Here is a 15,909-nt window from a genome sequence, read left to right on the forward strand (position 1 = left end):
TCTCAACTTTAACTAAAATTGGACTTACGCGCAGTAATAGAAAATCGTAGACGCAAAGCGGCTTCCCGCAGGGTACCACAGAGGGACAGAGAACACGGAGAAATAAGAGTTTGAGAGTTATTTTCCGTCAGTTCTGTAAAAAACCTTTGCGCCTACTCTACAAGAACGCCTAACAGCGAATGCGCAAAATCATAAGATTCCTTGCAAAAGTCTTTCTCTGCGTCTGTGCGTAATAATTACCTATCCCGTTCAACTTCCATAATTTCCGTATACTCAAACTCATTGGGACTTTGTTTCACCAAAGGATATTTTTCCCCACCCAACTCAATATAATCTTGTTCGCAATCTGGTTTAGATGAATAATACGTAAGCACATATTCTCTACCAATTCTATTTGTCATTTCTGCTTCCACTTCACCCCGCCACTGAGTTTTAGTAACTAAAACTATCAACTGATTCGCTAATTGGGGAATTGTCTTCGCAATGCGTCGCCGCGAATTCTCATCCAAACTACCGAAGGGTGAATCCATGACAATTGGAAAAGTGCTACTATCTGGAATCATCATCATTTTCCGCTTTTCACTCCATTCCCGTACTTTGTCTATGATGCTGGCAATAAAGGATAAACTGAGAATTTGATTTTCCCCAGTAGATGCTGCAACAGGTGCTTCTATCCCTGTAGTATTTTCTACTAATGTCAGTTCATATTTATCACTAATTCTAGGAATGTATGGAGTCACAGAAATCTCCATAAATATCTCTTGTACTCGCTTTTCTAATTGCAGACGAAATTGTTGTTCTTGACGATTTCTAACTTCCGTTAACCGTTCGATTGCATCTTGAGTGGCGTTAATTCGTCGCTGTGCTAAAGTTTGCTTGTCTTCATTCAGCTTTTGCTTGGCGATTTGTTTGTTTAAACCTTCAATCTCAGTTGTGAGTTGAGCAATTTGCTGCTGATTTGCACCCTGTTCTCGATTTAATTCATCAATTTTACTTTCAATTTCATCTAACCGTTTTTGTAAACTGCTAATTTCTTCATTAGCATCTTTTCGCAACCGTTCTTGAATATTGTCTAAGTCACCTTCAATTTGAAATATGCTTTGCCTTAACTGATTAATCCTAGTTTGTTCTCTATCAACTTCTTCCCAAAAACCTATGGCTTGCTTATCAATTTCATCTACTTGTGCGCTCATCCGAATTGCAGTTTCTTCTACCACCGAGGAACCTGCTTTATTTAACCAGGTACTTACATGAGTGTGAGAATGATTCCCCTCTTGTAATTCTGCACCACAAATACAGCGTTGAGAATTGAGTAAATCATTCACAAATTCCCGCGAAATTCCTGATGTTAACTCGCCGCGTTGCTTCAAATCATTGATAATTCCTCGGAACTGGGATGTAGTTTCTGAGAGTAAAACTGTATAACCCCGCGCGGAGATAACTTTTTTCAGCGCTTCCTTGGTTTTTTTATATTCTTCTTGATTTGCCGTCTTCTGCGATTCTAAATCCTGCCATCTTTCTTGTAATTCCTTAGCAGCACTCAGTTCTCGTAAACGATTACTTGTCTCTTTTTTAAAAGTTTGCTGATATTCTAACTCTTCTTTAATTTCAGTTTGCCGTTTGATAATGCGTTCGCGCTCTCGTTCTATCTTTTCTTGCTGTCGTAATAGTTGTTTAATTTCAGAATCACCAATAGCTTTTAACTCATTTTCTAGAGTTTTTTTAGCATCTCCCAAATGTCTGATGGAACGGTTGATTACCTCCACGCCCAAGAAAATTTTTGTCGCTTCGGCAATTTCAGCTTTTTTGTCAGAACGGACTATTTCTTCAATTCGTTCGCCGTCAAAGAAAAAATATTGATGTAAAGTAGCGGGTAAAATCTGGTTAATTATATCCTCTGGTTGCTGAATTGGTATATTCCATCTACCATCATCCGCACCAACCCACATGGTTAATTGAGTTTTACCAGCGTCAAAATCACCTTCGTTTTTATAACCCCGACAGGCGCGTTTAACTCGATAGCGTTTACCTTCATGCTCCCAGCCAATCTCTACCCAACATTCTACAGCTTGACCTTTTTGGGTTTCTGCGATCGCACGCTTATTTACCAACTGTTCTATCGATGCAAATGCCGCACTAAATTTATCATATAATACCCACGTAAAGGCATTTAATAAACTGGTTTTTCCAGAACCATTATTGCCATGAATAATTGTCGTGTTCTGAGCATCCCCCCCAGCTAGGATCATCTCTGGTGTCGTACCATAAAAGGAGCGAAAGTTGCATAGCTTGATTGAAGTCAGCTTCATCGCACCTCTTCCTTAATAATGTCCAAAATATTATCATTTATATGGCTGTTAATCTTCTTATCTAGCCTGCCTTTTTCTAGCTTCCATACCCGCTCAATAATTTGCCGTACTTCCGGCGGAGCGCTAGTTATTGGCTCTTGCACATCATCGATATTCGCATCTTGTGACATCTTCGGTTTGGAAATATAGTTTTTCTATATTTTAACTTTCTCTAGTAGTGCATTTACCTCCGTAAAGCCACTGTTAGCGTTATTTTGAATTTTGCAAAAACTATTTTTTCAATATTTATAATTTTACTTGAAAAAAGACTTTATTATTGAATTATTTTCTGGTATTATTAATATTAACAATCTAGATCATAATGGGATATAAGTAAAATTTTTAAACTTGCTTACATGCCATTATGATCAAAGTCATAATTTTATTATTTCATACTTAATGCCTCTTTTTTCAAAACTCGAAAAATTTTACAAAATAATACAACTATATAATCCATCATCAAATATCTAATAAACCATATCGCTTTTGTAAATCAAGTAACTTCATTCTTGCAACGCCTGCATTATCAGCTAAATCAGCAAACTCCACAAAACGATGCAATTCCTTTTTCAACAGATTGCGCTCAACTTCTATAGTTTCTCTATCTAAATCTGGTGGTAAAACAATCATGTCGAATATTGTTGCGCGTTCCTTATCCGGATGAGGACGTAAAACTCGTCCCCGTCGCTGAATAAATTGGCGGGGATTACCAGAACTTGATAAAATTACCGCAGTTTGAATTGCTGGAATATCAACACCTTCATCTAAACAACGAATTGCGACTAAACCTTGCAACTCACCACTTTCAAATTGATGGCGCAATATTTCCCTTTCTTGTAAAGTTGTTTGAGCTGTATAGGTGCTTACCTTATACCCTAAATCTGCTCCGAGAATTTTAGCAACAGCTTTAAGTTGGCGTAGAGATGAACGTTGTCCCACATCTTGGGAACCGTCACTACAATAAAAAAGTGTGTGAGTAGTTTCGCGACGAGTGGTCATTAAATCCCGCAAAGCATTTAATTTATTTTCCGCCGCACCAATTAACCTTGCTCTTTGCATCAACAACGGCTTTAAATCTTCATTTTCTTCAAAATTTCCTGCCGATCCATTTTCTCGTTCTCGATATAGCAGACATCGCCCAATTCTTTTAGTTAACTTTAAATAAGCAATACTTTCTGCTTCAGTTAACTCTACTAACACCGGATAATAGAGATAATGTACCAAAGCACCTTGAGCGATCGCATCCCTCAAAGTAAACTCTGGCTGGAGAACTGGGCCGAAATAATCAAATAGAGATTGCGTACCAAAATCATCAAAATACCTCTCCGGTGTGGCAGATAAAGCTAGTCTCAACCCAACACTGCGCGGCAAACTTTCTTCTAACTTGGGTGCACCTAAATTATGCGCCTCATCGCCAATAATTAAAGTTTTGGCGGGAAAATATTTGAGTTGAGACCCAAACCCATCTCCAATTAATGTAGAGTTGGTAGTAATCACAGTCACAAACCGTTGAGAACCAGAACGTAGATTATAAATTTGAGTAGAAAGTTGACTTTGCCAAGTGCGTAAATTCTCAAAAGCTAAAATGGGTTGCAAATTAAATTTTTCACATTCTCGTGCCCATTGGGTAACGAGATGACGATAAGGACACACTACCAACAGAACTTGTAAATTAATCTGTTGGTAAAGTTCACAAGCGATCGCTAATGCAGTAATAGTTTTACCACTACCAGTAGCCATTTTCAGCGTCCCTCTGCCATTGTTGGTAAACCAGCTAGCGATCGCTTGGCGCTGATATTGCCGCAATTGCAGAGACACAGGCATTCTTGGGCATCCTGGTAATGGTTGCAAAGGGTAATAACTGCCCTTACTTTCTTTTGTAAACGGTAATTTCAACCGGAAAGTGGGCAGTTGCTGCACTGAATTTTTCGTCAGGTACATATTTATTTAGTCATTAGTCATTGGCTATTGGTATTTATCTTTCCCATTCCCCATTACCCCTTATCCCCAGAGGGGGCCCCACCTTCCCCATTACTCAGTTGTAACCACGCCAAACACCAATGAGTGAACCTTGCACCTGCACTTGTTGAGCCATGACTTCAATGGGATTGTACTTAGAATTTGCTGGTTTGAGGGTAACGCGATCGCCTTGGCGATAAAAACGTTTTAATGTTGTACCAAATCCATCTACTCTGGCGGCGACGATAGTACCATTTTTCAAATGATTTGGTTCTGCTACTGGACGCAGAAATACCACATCGCCATCAGCAATTAAATCTTCAATCATGCTATCGCCAGCTACCCGCAAAGCGTAAGTTTGGGGAGGTAAATCGAAATTAGAAAAGTCTAAATGATCTACAGCATCAGTAAACGGTTCTATTAAACCACCAGCAGCGATCGTGCCCAAAATTGGTACACCTTGTTTAACAGGACGCAAAACTCGAATCGTTCGCGCTTGGCCTTCTGTCCATTCTATATATCCTTTAGTCCGTAAATGTTCTAAACGACTTTGAATTGGTGCTGGTGACTTCAGGTTCATTGCTTGCATCATTTGCCGAATAGAAGGCGAATGCTGGTACGATCTGATGTATTCTGCCAACCATTCGTAAAGTTCTTGTTGAGCTTCCGTTAGACGTTCCATAAATTTGCGGGAAGTAATTATAAATGTCTTTAGAACATTAGTACTACAAAAAACTCCCCATAACAAGAGAAAAGTAAAAATTATGAAAGGTAAAAGCAAAAATATTGTCTTTTCTTTTACCCATTTCTTTTGAATTTTTTACAAATTAAGTAGTCAAGAGTCAGCTGTAGACTCGCCATTCTGACTCCTAACTCCTGTACAGACAAGGGTTAATCGCGTGTCTCCTAACTCCTAACTCCTTTCATTCTGCCCCTAAAATACTTGCAAGCAAAGCCTTTTGCGCGTGGAGGCGATTTTCTGCTTGTTCCCAAACTCGTGATTGGGAACCTTCAATAACTGCCTCGGTAATTTCTTCACCGCGATGGGCTGGTAAGCAGTGTAAAACAATTGCCTCTGGATCGGCAAGACTCAATAGCTGTTCCGAAATTTGGTAAGGCTGGAAAATTGGCATCCGGTTATCGGCTTCTGCCTCTTGTCCCATACTCGCCCAAACATCAGTGTAAAGTATAGCAGATCCCTTAGCAGCTAATTCTGGATCGTGAGTGAGGAGGACTTCAGTTTTGTTATTAGCGATCGCTCTTGCTTGCTCTACAATCCTAGAATCTGGCTCATATCCGATAGGGGTAGCAATTCTGACATTCATCTCCACCAAAGCACAACCTAACATCAGAGAATTAGCCACATTATTTCCATCACCCACGTAGGTTAAAGTTAACCCAGCAAGAGTGTCAAAACTTTCTTGAATCGTCAATAAATCTGCTAATACCTGACAAGGATGTTCTGCATCGGTAAGCGCATTAATCACCGGAATCTTGGCATAGTGAGCAAAAGTTTCCAAATCCTGCTGGGCAAAAGTGCGAATTGCCAAAATATCCAGATATCGATCTAACACCCGCGCTGTATCCTGCAAAGGTTCCCCACGACTAACTTGAGTGACATTAGGGTTGAGATCAATTACCTGTCCACCAAGTTGGTACATCGCTACAGTAAAACTGACCCGTGTACGAGTTGAAGCTTTGGAGAACAACAACCCCAAAACTTTATTACACTGCAACTTCAACTGTTGTGATTTAAGTTGAGTTGCCAATTGCAGGAGTTCTTGAAGTTCCGTAGAACTGATGTCCGCTAGACTTAATAAGTCTCGTCCGAGCAATGCTGCCATGCTTGTAATCTGTAAAAAATAATTATATATTTCTATTCCTTTATTCAGCCGTGCTAAGAAAATATAGTTTTAGAACTGATCAGGTATTTTTGGGTTCAGCCCAGGATTTGAGTTAGCTTTTGTTATGAATATTAATTTATCAACTTTATCAGCGATTGGAATCACTGATTTTTTTCTGGTTCATCACAATGGCAACGCCAGAAAAACTATCCAGGCGTACATAAGCAATGATATTGCTAAAATTCCTGGTCTTTTAGCCTTATTTATGGAGAGGTAGATATTTTTTAGAATTTACTGCTAGACAAATAAATGGATTATGGTACAATAATAAATCGTGGTTACTAATAAAAAGTCCTCGTCAAAGTTGCCAGCATAGCACAGTGGTAGTGCATCCGACTTGTAATCGGAAGGTCGCGAGTTCAAATCCCGCTGCTGGCTTTAAGTATACATTAGGATTTGAGTTCTCGATTGTGTACAGTAATTCAGCAAATTGGCGATTTACTAGAGTGCATCATGTCTTAAAACTTCTGGAAGGAAAGGACAAATTGAATGGGCATCCTCCAGAATATCTTTAACTTCAAATGACACAACTTAAACCTATTATGTAAGATTAGTATAACTTTTATATATATACACTGAAATAGATTAAAATAGTAAATCTTTTATGTAGATGAAGCCTGTACTAACATCACAGCATTTTGTGCGCTTTTAGACTATTAAGTATTATGAGCTTCCTTTGTAAAATAAACTCTTGTACTAACAAGAAAGTGACATTTAATTTGTAAAATTGGTAAAAACAGAAGTTTCTGCATCAAAGAGAATAAGCTACACTTAATATTTCAAAAGATTAGATTGACGACCCTAAATGTATAAAACAAGGTAAAATTTCTGTCAATGTTGAAATGCTCATAATTCACTAAATTGTTCTCATTTAAGCCATAATAAACAGTTGTTATTATATTTACTCTAGCATGATCCAAACTAGTCTTAAATTTACAAATTTTGAAAATCCAGTAAATCCAATATTTGCCAACCATGAAACTTTCCACCCTCGTTTTAGTTGGTTGAAAAAAGGATTTGATGCAGCCAAAAAAAATTCAGATATCTTCTCACAGGATGATGCTCCTGTACGTTTAGGTGTTGGTAAAAATATGGTACGCGCTATTCGCTATTGGTGTAGTGCTTTTAAAATTATCGATAAAAATAATTTACCAACAATATTTGGTGAAAAACTTTTAGGAAATAATGGATGGGATTGTTATTTAGAAGATCCGGCATCATTATATTTTTAACTAGTAGTGAACCTTTATCGTTTCGGAATTTTTTAGAAGAAGTAACAATTAAAGATGATAACTTGCCAAGTCTTAAGCTAGATCGCGTTTACGACTATTTTATTGAAGCTGCCGGAATGGGTTTAGCTTCTCGCCCTAATTTGCAAAGATGGATAGAGGTTCAAGATTTAATTAGCGATGCTAAACGTTTAGAAGAAGATAGTCTCAGAGTACTAAAAACTATTGGAATTTTGAACCTGATTACACCCACAGGTTCGATGAGGGCGACAAGAAATTTAGTATCTCTAGCAATGTGCGATCGCCCTTCAGAAACCCAGATTAATTATTGGCAGCAAGTTATAGATAAATTGCTAAAACAGAACCTCATTACTCATCGTCGTCTATTAGACGAGTTACGGATTTGGCAAGGTTCTGATTTTAATGTTGATAGTGAATTAAGTACATATATAGAACAAGAGCGATCGCTTTTAGTTAAGCTATTATCTTTATACCATCCTTTGAAACCTTTAGTAGCTCAACGTCATAGTTATCAAACCGGAACTTTACGTTATTTTGAACGCCATTATTTAGATAATTCTCAAAATTTAAATCAGTTAAATTGTAGTGTAGATGCAGATGGTTTTGTTGGGTATTGGGTAGATGATGAAATTCCTAGTTTTGTCCCTTCCACAACTAGCGATGGTAAACCATTAGTTATTTTAAGTGCAGCTAAATTAGATATTTTGCGAATTCGTACCTTGGAATTTGTGGTTTTAAATAATATCAAAAAAACAGCCAAAGAGTTACAAACTGATGGGGTAGCGAGAAAAGAGGTAAATTATCGTTTACAAGAAGCTGAAAAATTTTTAGATGAAACCCTCAATCAGTCATTTAGTATCGGGGTAAATAAGCAATGTTGGATTCAGGGACAGTCCGAAACCCTCAATAACATTACTGATTTTAATAGTAAGCTTTCCGATATTTGCGATCGCGTTTATCATCGCAGTGCAATTTTATGGAATGAATTAATTAACCGTCGAGATTTAACCTCCCAAGGGGTGAAAGCTAGACGCGAATTGATTCAGGCAATGTTAGAACATCAATATGAGAATAAATTAGGCTTAGAAGGTTATGGCCCCGAAGTTAAAAAAATTGGGGAAAGTGCGTAACGCCACTCTGTTAACAGTGGTTACTCCGCTTTATCAATTTGTTAAAAAACTACCTAAATATACTCAACAAACCAAAAAGCTTGCCGAAGAACCTAGAGCAATTTTAAAGGCATTACAAACTACTGTTGAACCCGATGAATTGTTGTTTAAAGCTTTACCAGCAGCTTGTAATTTACCTCCAATTGGCACTGAAGCCGGAGATGATGGTGTCACTGCGAAAAGTTTACGTACTAAATTAGTTCATGCCCTCAGAGAAATTCATACAGCTTACGATCGCTTATTGAGTGACTGCCAAAAATTAATTTATCAAGCCTTTGGTGTTAGAAGTCAGGAAACAAAACTTAGAGAAGATTTGCGAGTAAGGGCGAATTATTTAGCGGGAAAATGTATTGAACCTTTACTAAAACGCTTCATTCGCGCAGCATCGGATGAAACGAAGAGTGATTCTCAGTGGTTGGAAGCTTTGGTGATGATTGTAGCGGATAAACCGGCGGAATCATGGACTGATGAGGATGCGATCGCCGAATTAATGGATAATGCCATTCAAGCAGGTGCATCCCAAGTAGAGTTACTGTGTGGCGAACGCAAACAACAAGTGGAGGGGAGGAGGCGATCGCGCATTGAACAAATCGCAGTGTTAGATAATGGTCGTGGTATGGATGCTAACGTTTTACGTCTAGCCCTGCAATTTGGCAACGGTACATATTTAGATGAAGACAAACACACCGGAATCGGACGTTTTGGTATGGGTTTACCATCTTCCTCCATTTCCCAATGTCAACGGGTAGATGTATGGTCATGGCAAAATGGCATAGAAAATGTACTGCACAGTTACCTTGACTTAGATGAAATCAAAAATCGGCGGATGACTGAAGTACCTGAACCTACCGCTAGACAAATTCCCATGACTTGGACAAAAATCGGTCAGAAATTTGGTGACAGTGGCACATTAATAGTGTGGTCAAAAATCGACCGTTGTATGTGGCGGACAGGAAAAGCGATTATTGATAATTCTCAATTTGTAATCGGGAGAATGTATCGCAAATTTATCAATAGAAGTGAAGTCAAAATCCGCATGGTAGCATTTGATTTAGATGCTTTATATGACATAATTATAGAAAAATATGCTCTACCTAACGACCCTGGTTATCTAATCGAAAAAACCTCCTGTCCTCAACCATTTGATAATCAGGTAATGTTCCGGCCCTGGGAAGGCGATACATCTTATGAAGCCACCTATAAAATTAATTTTCAAGATAAAGAACATGATGTAAAAGTGCGTTTTTCCTACGCCAAAGAAGAAGCACGTATAGCCGAACCTGGAAAGAATCCTGGCAGTTTACCACACGGACAACACGCAGCTAAAAACGTAGGAGTTTCCGTTGTGCGTGCTGAACGAGAATTAGAATTAGACCAAAACTTAGTTAATAATTATGATCCAACAGAACGCTGGTGGGGTATTGAAGTAGAGTTTCCACCATCTCTTGATGATATTTTTGGAGTTACAAATAACAAGCAATCAGCCCGTAATTTTGGAGAAATTTTACAACTAGATATTGAATCTTTATTAGAAGAAGGAAAAACTGTTGCTCAACTCAAGGAAGAATTGCTTCAAGATGAAGATCCAAAACTTCCTCTTTTAGAACTTGCTCATAAAATTAGTAGTCAATTAAGCCTGATTCGTCGCTTAATCAAAGCCCAAACAAAAGGCACTCGTACCAGTGAAAAACGGCACGGACACGACCTGTATAAACCTGAAAAAGTAGCTACTACTGTGACTCAAGAACGTAAATTACAGGGTTACAAAGGTAAAAGTGATACAGATGAAGAATTACCAAAAGAAGAACGCAAACAAGTCATTAAAGAAACTTTAAAAGAAGAGGGAGTTAGTGAAGCCCAAGCAGAATTATTAGCAGCTACTACAGTAGATGATGGCTTAAAATATACCTTTGCACAATCTCCTCTTGATACTGCTGCTTTCTTCTCTGTAAAATCTAGAGGAGGAGCAATTATTGTTACATTAAATACCAACCATCCTGCTTATCAAAATTTAGTAGAAATCCTAGAGGATGAGGTGGATCAAGCCGATATAGATACTTTACGTTCTCGGTTGATTAACTCCTTAGATGGATTGAAACTACTACTAATGGCGTGGGCCAGGTATGAAGATGAACTAGAAGGTAAACGCAAAGAAAATGCTCAAGATAATCGCATTGATTGGGGGAGAGTTGCTAGAAGATTTTTAGAGAATGAGTTATGAAATAAAATGACTACACAAGAAAATATAATTTACCTTGATTATCATTCAACTACTCCAGTTGATTTTAGAGTAGCAGAAAAAGTCATGTACTATATGACTACTGCTTTTGGTAATGCTAATAGTGTAGATCATAGTTATGGAGATGAAGCAGCACAAGCAGTTAAACAAGCCCGTCAAAAAATAGCAGAATTAATCAATACTTCTCCCAAGGAAATTATCTTTACATCTGGTGCAACAGAAAGCATTAACTTAGCAATTCAAGGACATATTTCTCAACAAAATACTCCCGCCACAATAATTGTTTCGCCAGTTGAACACAAAGCAGTTTTAGATACCTGTCAAGCATTAGCCAAAAAAGGACTTGCAGAAATTATTTGGTTAAATGTCAATCAACAAGCCCAAATTGATTTAGAATATCTAGAAAAAGTCTGCTCTGGCGGTGCTTCCTTACTCTGTGTGATGGCTGCTAATAATGAAGTAGGGACAATTTACCCAGTACAAAAAATTGGGGCGATCGCTCAAAAATATAATATCCCTTTCTTATGTGATGCTTCCCAAGCAGTCGGTAAAATTCCTCTTAACTTCCAAGACTGGGGTATTACCTATCTAGCTATTTCTGGACATAAACTTTATGCACCTAGAGGCGTTGGTGCATTAGTCGTGAAAAAAGGTTATCATCTTCAACCACTGATTTACGGTGGTGGACATCAACAAGGACTCAGATCGGGTACACTCAATGTCCCCGGAATTGTTGGCTTGGGGGAAGCCTGTCAATTGAGACGATTAGAAATGGAAGCAGATGAAAATGCGATCGCACTTTTGCGAGATCAACTGCAAAACTTGCTGCAAGCTCAAATTCCTAATTTACTGGTGAATGGAGACTTAAACAACCGTTTATCAAGTAACTTACATATTTCTATCCCTAACATCCCTAATAGTGCCATAATTGCTAGAGTTCGCCATCAATTAGCTATTTCTACAGGTGCAGCTTGTTCATCAAGTATTGTCGCGCCATCTCACGTTCTGCAAGCTATGAATCTTGTAGAAAATATAATTGAGGGAGCGTTAAGAATTGGTCTTGGGAAATTCACAACCAAAGAAGAAATCGAAAAAGCGTCTTCTGTGATCGTCAGTGCAGTAAATGAAATTCATCAACTTCTCTAAAAATATACAAAAAAACGAATTATCGTCAGTTGCTCTCCATATCTAAAAAACTTTCTAATAGCCTTCTGATGTCTACACTATCCATCAAATCACAATAGGCTAAATTCAAAAACATATTCTAGATTTTCTACTGAAGTTGGGGCTGTGGGATAGCACGGAGAGAGAAGGGAGAAAATTTCACCTTGTCCCCCTCATCCCCTCATCCCCTCTTCTTCTAGACTGTAGGGGTCAAAGATTGTACCCTTGGTTCCGATTGCCAGTCTAAAGGATTCCAAACTCGATCTTCCAGCGCCATCTGCTCAATTAAACTTGCAAGTCTCAGGGCTTTGAGAGCTTGTTCACCACCTACTGAGGGTTGATTGCCACCGTGTACACAGTTGACAAAATGTTCTAGTTCTGCGCTCAGTGGTTGAATATTGCTGGTGTAAACTTTTTCAATTACACCATCTTGTCTATAAAGTATTTGTCGGTGGTCGGTGAGAGAATTGGCAGCCGTTTGTCGGTGAATCAAAATTTCATTCTTGAGAAAATCTGCCTCAGTAAATGAATTTTTGCAATGGGCGACAATTCGGCGAATTTTGCGGTGGGTGACTTTACTGGCAGTCAGAGTAGCAACAATACCATTGGCAAACCCCAAGGTGGCGGTTACGTAATCTAAATAACCAGAGTCTAGGGAACGAGTACCGCTAGCAGTCAATTTCGTTACTGGGGAAGCAGCTAATTCCAGAAGTAGGTCGATGTCATGGATCATTAAATCCAGCACAACTGAAACATCGTTTGCTCGATCTGAGTAAGGACTCATTCTGTGGGCTTCTAGCGCCAGTAATTCCTCTGTTTTTAGAACTTGGCTCAGTTCTTTAAAAGCTGGGTTAAAACGCTCAATATGACCTACTTGCAGGATACACCCAGACTCAGCTGCGGCATTTACTAAAGACTCTGCCTCAGAAATACTGGCTGCGATCGGTTTTTCAATCAAAACATGAATTCCGGCTAACAGACAGTTGATGCCCACGGCATAGTGCAGACGGGTGGGAACAGCTACACAAACTGCTTCCACAAGGGGTAGCAGATCGCAGTAATCTTCAAAAAAACGCACCTTGTACTTGCTGGCAGTTTCTAATCCTCGCTCGACGTTAATATCTGCCACTCCGACTAGTTCAACATCTTTCATTGAACTCAGCACGCGAGCGTGGTGTTGTCCCATGTTACCCACTCCAATCACGCCTATGCGGATTGGTCGTGGCTGGTTGCGCTGTGTATATGGATTCGGTTCTGCCACTGACATGCTATTTTGCACTATTATTCTCTCCTCAACCACCAAATTTAGAGACGCTACGGCCGTTGGCGTTTATACTCGAAAGCCGGTTACGATCCGTCTAAAACCATCCAGATGGTAACATAGAGCCTATGTTTATGAAGAATTTCAAAGTTTGTGATCGGTTCCCGTAATCTAAATTTCTTTTGTATAGATATTTCGAGTTTGCTTTGGATTTTACACTTTCTACAAAAATATATGTATTTTTATTAACTTTAAAACTTTCTGTAAGACCTAAGTATAAATTTTCCTTGGCATTACTTTCTGGCATCTTGTTAAGGTTTGATTTAGTGATTTGAAATCCAAAATTTGCAACCGAGATGAAAGCTGTAATTCTATTATCTGGGGGATTGGACTCTTCCACAATTCTGTACAAAGCTCAAACTGATGGCTGTGAATGTCATGCTATTTCCTTTGATTACCAGCAGCGACATCGACGAGAGTTACAGTCAGCGCTCAGTGTCGCTAAAAAAGCTGCGATCGCAAAACATCAAGTAGTTAACTTTGATTTACGGCAATGGGGCGGTTCCGCCCTTACCGATAATGCCATTGATTTACCCCAGGAGCGATCGCTGGATGAAATGTCTCAAAATATTCCTGTAACATACGTTCCCGCTCGTAATACCATCTTTTTAAGCTTTGCTCTTAGTTACGCCGAAGCGATCGCCGCAGAGCGCGTCTATATCGGCGTTAATGCCCTAGATTACTCAGGATATCCTGATTGTCGCCCCGACTATATCCAAGCAATGCAAGAAGTTTTTCGCCTGGGAACCAAACAAGGGCGTGAGGGACGACCAATTAATATTGTTGCACCTCTAATCAACTTGAAAAAAACCGAAATCATCCAATTGGGGAACCAATTGGGAGTTCCTTGGGAACTAACTTGGTCTTGCTATACTGGTGGAGATGTCGCCTGCGGTGTGTGTGATTCTTGTCGCTTACGGCTAGCAGCTTTTGCCGAATTAGGACTTGTCGATCCACTGGCGTATGCATAGTAGAGGCATTGGGCATTGAGAAGAGACAAGGTAGAGACTTGTTCAATAATTTCCCCTTGTCCCCCTTGTCTCCTCATCTCCCCTATTTCCCTGCTCCTCTGCTCCCCCCTCTTCCTCTAACCGTCGCAGTTGAATTTGATGTAGGCGTGGACCAACAATCGATACCACGGTGAATTCGAGATTTTGATAACAAAAGGTTTCGCCTTTGGCAGGAATTTTCTGTAACTCATACAGCAAAAAACCCCCTAGTGTTTGGTATTCTCTAGTCAGGGGTAAATTGAGATGCAAAACTTCGTTGAGGTCTTCAAGGTTGATTTGTGCTTGCACCAAAAATTTTTGCTCATCTAACATTTGAATCAGTAAGTCTTCATTGCTTTCAGGTTCGCTGGGATCGCCAATAATTTCGGCAATCACATCTTTGATTGTCACTAGTCCCACAGTACCGCCAAATTCATTCACTACCATAACCATAGCGGGTTTCTCTTGCTGCATCATGGGCAAAAGTTCACTCAAGGGCGTATGTTCTGGAACAAACCGGGCCGGACGCATCCAAGGTTGGATCTGTGTCTCTAAACTGAGCTTTCCTACAGCTAAAGGTTGTGCTAAATCTTTAAAATAAACAATACCGCGAACATCGTCCAAAGATTCATCAATCACGGGATAGCGAGAGTAACCAGTAGAAGCCATTTCCCTGAGTAATGTCTGGAAGGTAGCATCTTTTGGTAGTGTGATAATACTGGTGCGGGGGATCATCACATCTTGGGCCATGACATCCCCAAACTCAAAGACATTATTGAGAAGTTCTCGCTCTGCACGCTGTAAACCAGTAGATCCCCATTCTGTAGAGATAATCAGTTGCAATTCTTCGGGAGTCACAGGCGGTCGCCAGCCTTGACCTGTGTATTGGATACCAAAAATCCGCAAAAAGCAACGAGTTGATTGGTTAAGAATCCAGATGAAGGGGCCAAAAAAACGCACGATCGCTTTTACCGGAGGCCCCAAAAACCTCGCTAGCTGTTCTGAGTACAGCATAGCTAAGGATTTGGGACATAGTTCTCCGATCACAATTTGCAAATAGGCAATCAAGAAAAAGGCGATAGGAATTGATAGGGAATGGGCGAGCAAGGTAGTCATCTCACTGGGTAAAGGCCAGGATTTTAACCAGGCATTTACCAGCACGACAATGGTACTTTCGCCAATCCATCCCAGTGCCAAACTAGAGAGGGTAATGCCTAACTGGGTGGTAGATAGCAGTCGGTCAATACTGCGTTGTAACATTTCTACAGCGATCGCTGGAATATCCCCAGCCTTAACTAGCTGGTGAATACGCGATCGTCGCACGCTCACCATCGAAAACTCCGCCGTTACAAAAAAGGCATTTATGGCAATCAGTAGTAACACTGACAACAACCGCAGCGCCACTTCTATCAAACTTAAATTAGGAAAACCACTCACCGCCAAAGCTCGTGTCAACCCCTTCGGGGAATTCAAAATTCAAAATTCAAAATTCAAAATTAATAATCCCCATAAATAAATTTAGGGGCTTGTATCATGAGTGTTCTTCGGTAAAACTCATGTCCTCCA

Annotated in this window: 10 protein-coding genes, 1 tRNA gene and 1 pseudogene; 5 read left to right on the plus strand and 7 right to left on the minus strand. The window is 39.6% G+C overall.

Annotation, left to right across the window (positions count from 1 at the left end; translation table 11 throughout):
• Positions 1–236: 236 nt before the first annotated feature.
• From V7K56_RS04915 to argF, 5 genes are all read right to left on the minus strand, one after another.
• A complete protein-coding gene (locus tag V7K56_RS04915) occupies positions 237–2,309 on the minus strand; it encodes an AAA family ATPase (RefSeq protein WP_334908169.1) in 2,073 nt (690 codons plus the stop codon).
• Positions 2,306–2,479 carry a hypothetical protein gene (locus V7K56_RS04920; RefSeq protein WP_194043855.1) on the minus strand — a complete coding sequence of 58 codons (174 nt, stop codon included), beginning with the start codon at positions 2,477–2,479 and terminating at the stop codon, positions 2,306–2,308. The genes V7K56_RS04915 and V7K56_RS04920 overlap by 4 nt, the downstream gene beginning before the upstream one ends.
• 328 nt (positions 2,480–2,807) lie before the next feature.
• Positions 2,808–4,289 carry a DNA phosphorothioation system restriction enzyme gene (locus V7K56_RS04925; protein ID WP_334908171.1) on the minus strand — a complete coding sequence of 494 codons (1,482 nt, stop codon included), beginning with the start codon at positions 4,287–4,289 and terminating at the stop codon, positions 2,808–2,810.
• 94 nt (positions 4,290–4,383) lie between these two features.
• Entirely contained in the window at positions 4,384–4,989 is a 606-nt protein-coding gene (lexA, locus tag V7K56_RS04930) for a transcriptional repressor LexA (protein ID WP_334908173.1), read from the minus strand.
• Positions 4,990–5,230: 241 nt separating this feature from the next.
• A complete protein-coding gene (gene argF / locus V7K56_RS04935; RefSeq protein ID WP_334908175.1) occupies positions 5,231–6,151 on the minus strand; it encodes an ornithine carbamoyltransferase in 921 nt (306 codons plus the stop codon).
• A 366-nt stretch (positions 6,152–6,517) separates the two neighbouring features.
• Here argF and V7K56_RS04940 point away from each other — a divergent pair.
• The 4 genes and pseudogenes from V7K56_RS04940 to V7K56_RS04960 all read left to right on the plus strand — a co-directional run bounded on the left by V7K56_RS04940 (position 6,518) and on the right by V7K56_RS04960 (position 12,015).
• Positions 6,518–6,589 (plus strand) — tRNA-Thr (locus V7K56_RS04940).
• A 533-nt stretch (positions 6,590–7,122) separates the two neighbouring features.
• Complete coding sequence (locus tag V7K56_RS04945) at positions 7,123–7,443, plus strand: DUF4007 family protein (protein WP_334908177.1); 321 nt, start codon at positions 7,123–7,125, stop codon at positions 7,441–7,443.
• Positions 7,428–10,851: pseudogene (locus V7K56_RS36940) on the plus strand (ATP-binding protein); the annotation flags it as partial. The gene V7K56_RS04945 and the pseudogene V7K56_RS36940, both read left to right, overlap by 16 nt.
• 6 nt (positions 10,852–10,857) lie before the next feature.
• Positions 10,858–12,015: a cysteine desulfurase family protein gene (locus tag V7K56_RS04960; protein ID WP_334908181.1), complete on the plus strand. Its 1,158-nt coding sequence runs from the start codon at positions 10,858–10,860 to the stop codon at positions 12,013–12,015.
• Positions 12,016–12,229: 214 nt separating this feature from the next.
• Here V7K56_RS04960 and V7K56_RS04965 read toward each other — a convergent pair whose 3' ends face one another.
• On the minus strand, positions 12,230–13,312 hold the full coding sequence (locus V7K56_RS04965; RefSeq protein ID WP_334908183.1) for a Gfo/Idh/MocA family oxidoreductase: 1,083 nt from the start codon (positions 13,310–13,312) through the stop codon (positions 12,230–12,232).
• A gap of 338 nt (positions 13,313–13,650) precedes the next feature.
• On the opposite strand from V7K56_RS04965, the gene queC reads away from it, so the two are divergent.
• A complete protein-coding gene (gene queC / locus V7K56_RS04970) occupies positions 13,651–14,325 on the plus strand; it encodes a 7-cyano-7-deazaguanine synthase QueC (RefSeq protein WP_334908185.1) in 675 nt (224 codons plus the stop codon).
• A gap of 42 nt (positions 14,326–14,367) precedes the next feature.
• Here queC and V7K56_RS04975 read toward each other — a convergent pair whose 3' ends face one another.
• The gene (locus V7K56_RS04975; RefSeq protein WP_334908359.1) at positions 14,368–15,780 is read right to left on the minus strand and encodes a hemolysin family protein; all 1,413 of its coding nucleotides are present in this window, start codon (positions 15,778–15,780) and stop codon (positions 14,368–14,370) included.
• Positions 15,781–15,909 lie beyond the last annotated feature (129 nt).

Origin of the sequence: Nostoc sp. (genome assembly GCF_036917535.1) — a bacterium.
In the GTDB taxonomy this organism is placed as follows: Bacteria; Cyanobacteriota; Cyanobacteriia; order Cyanobacteriales; family Nostocaceae; genus Nostoc.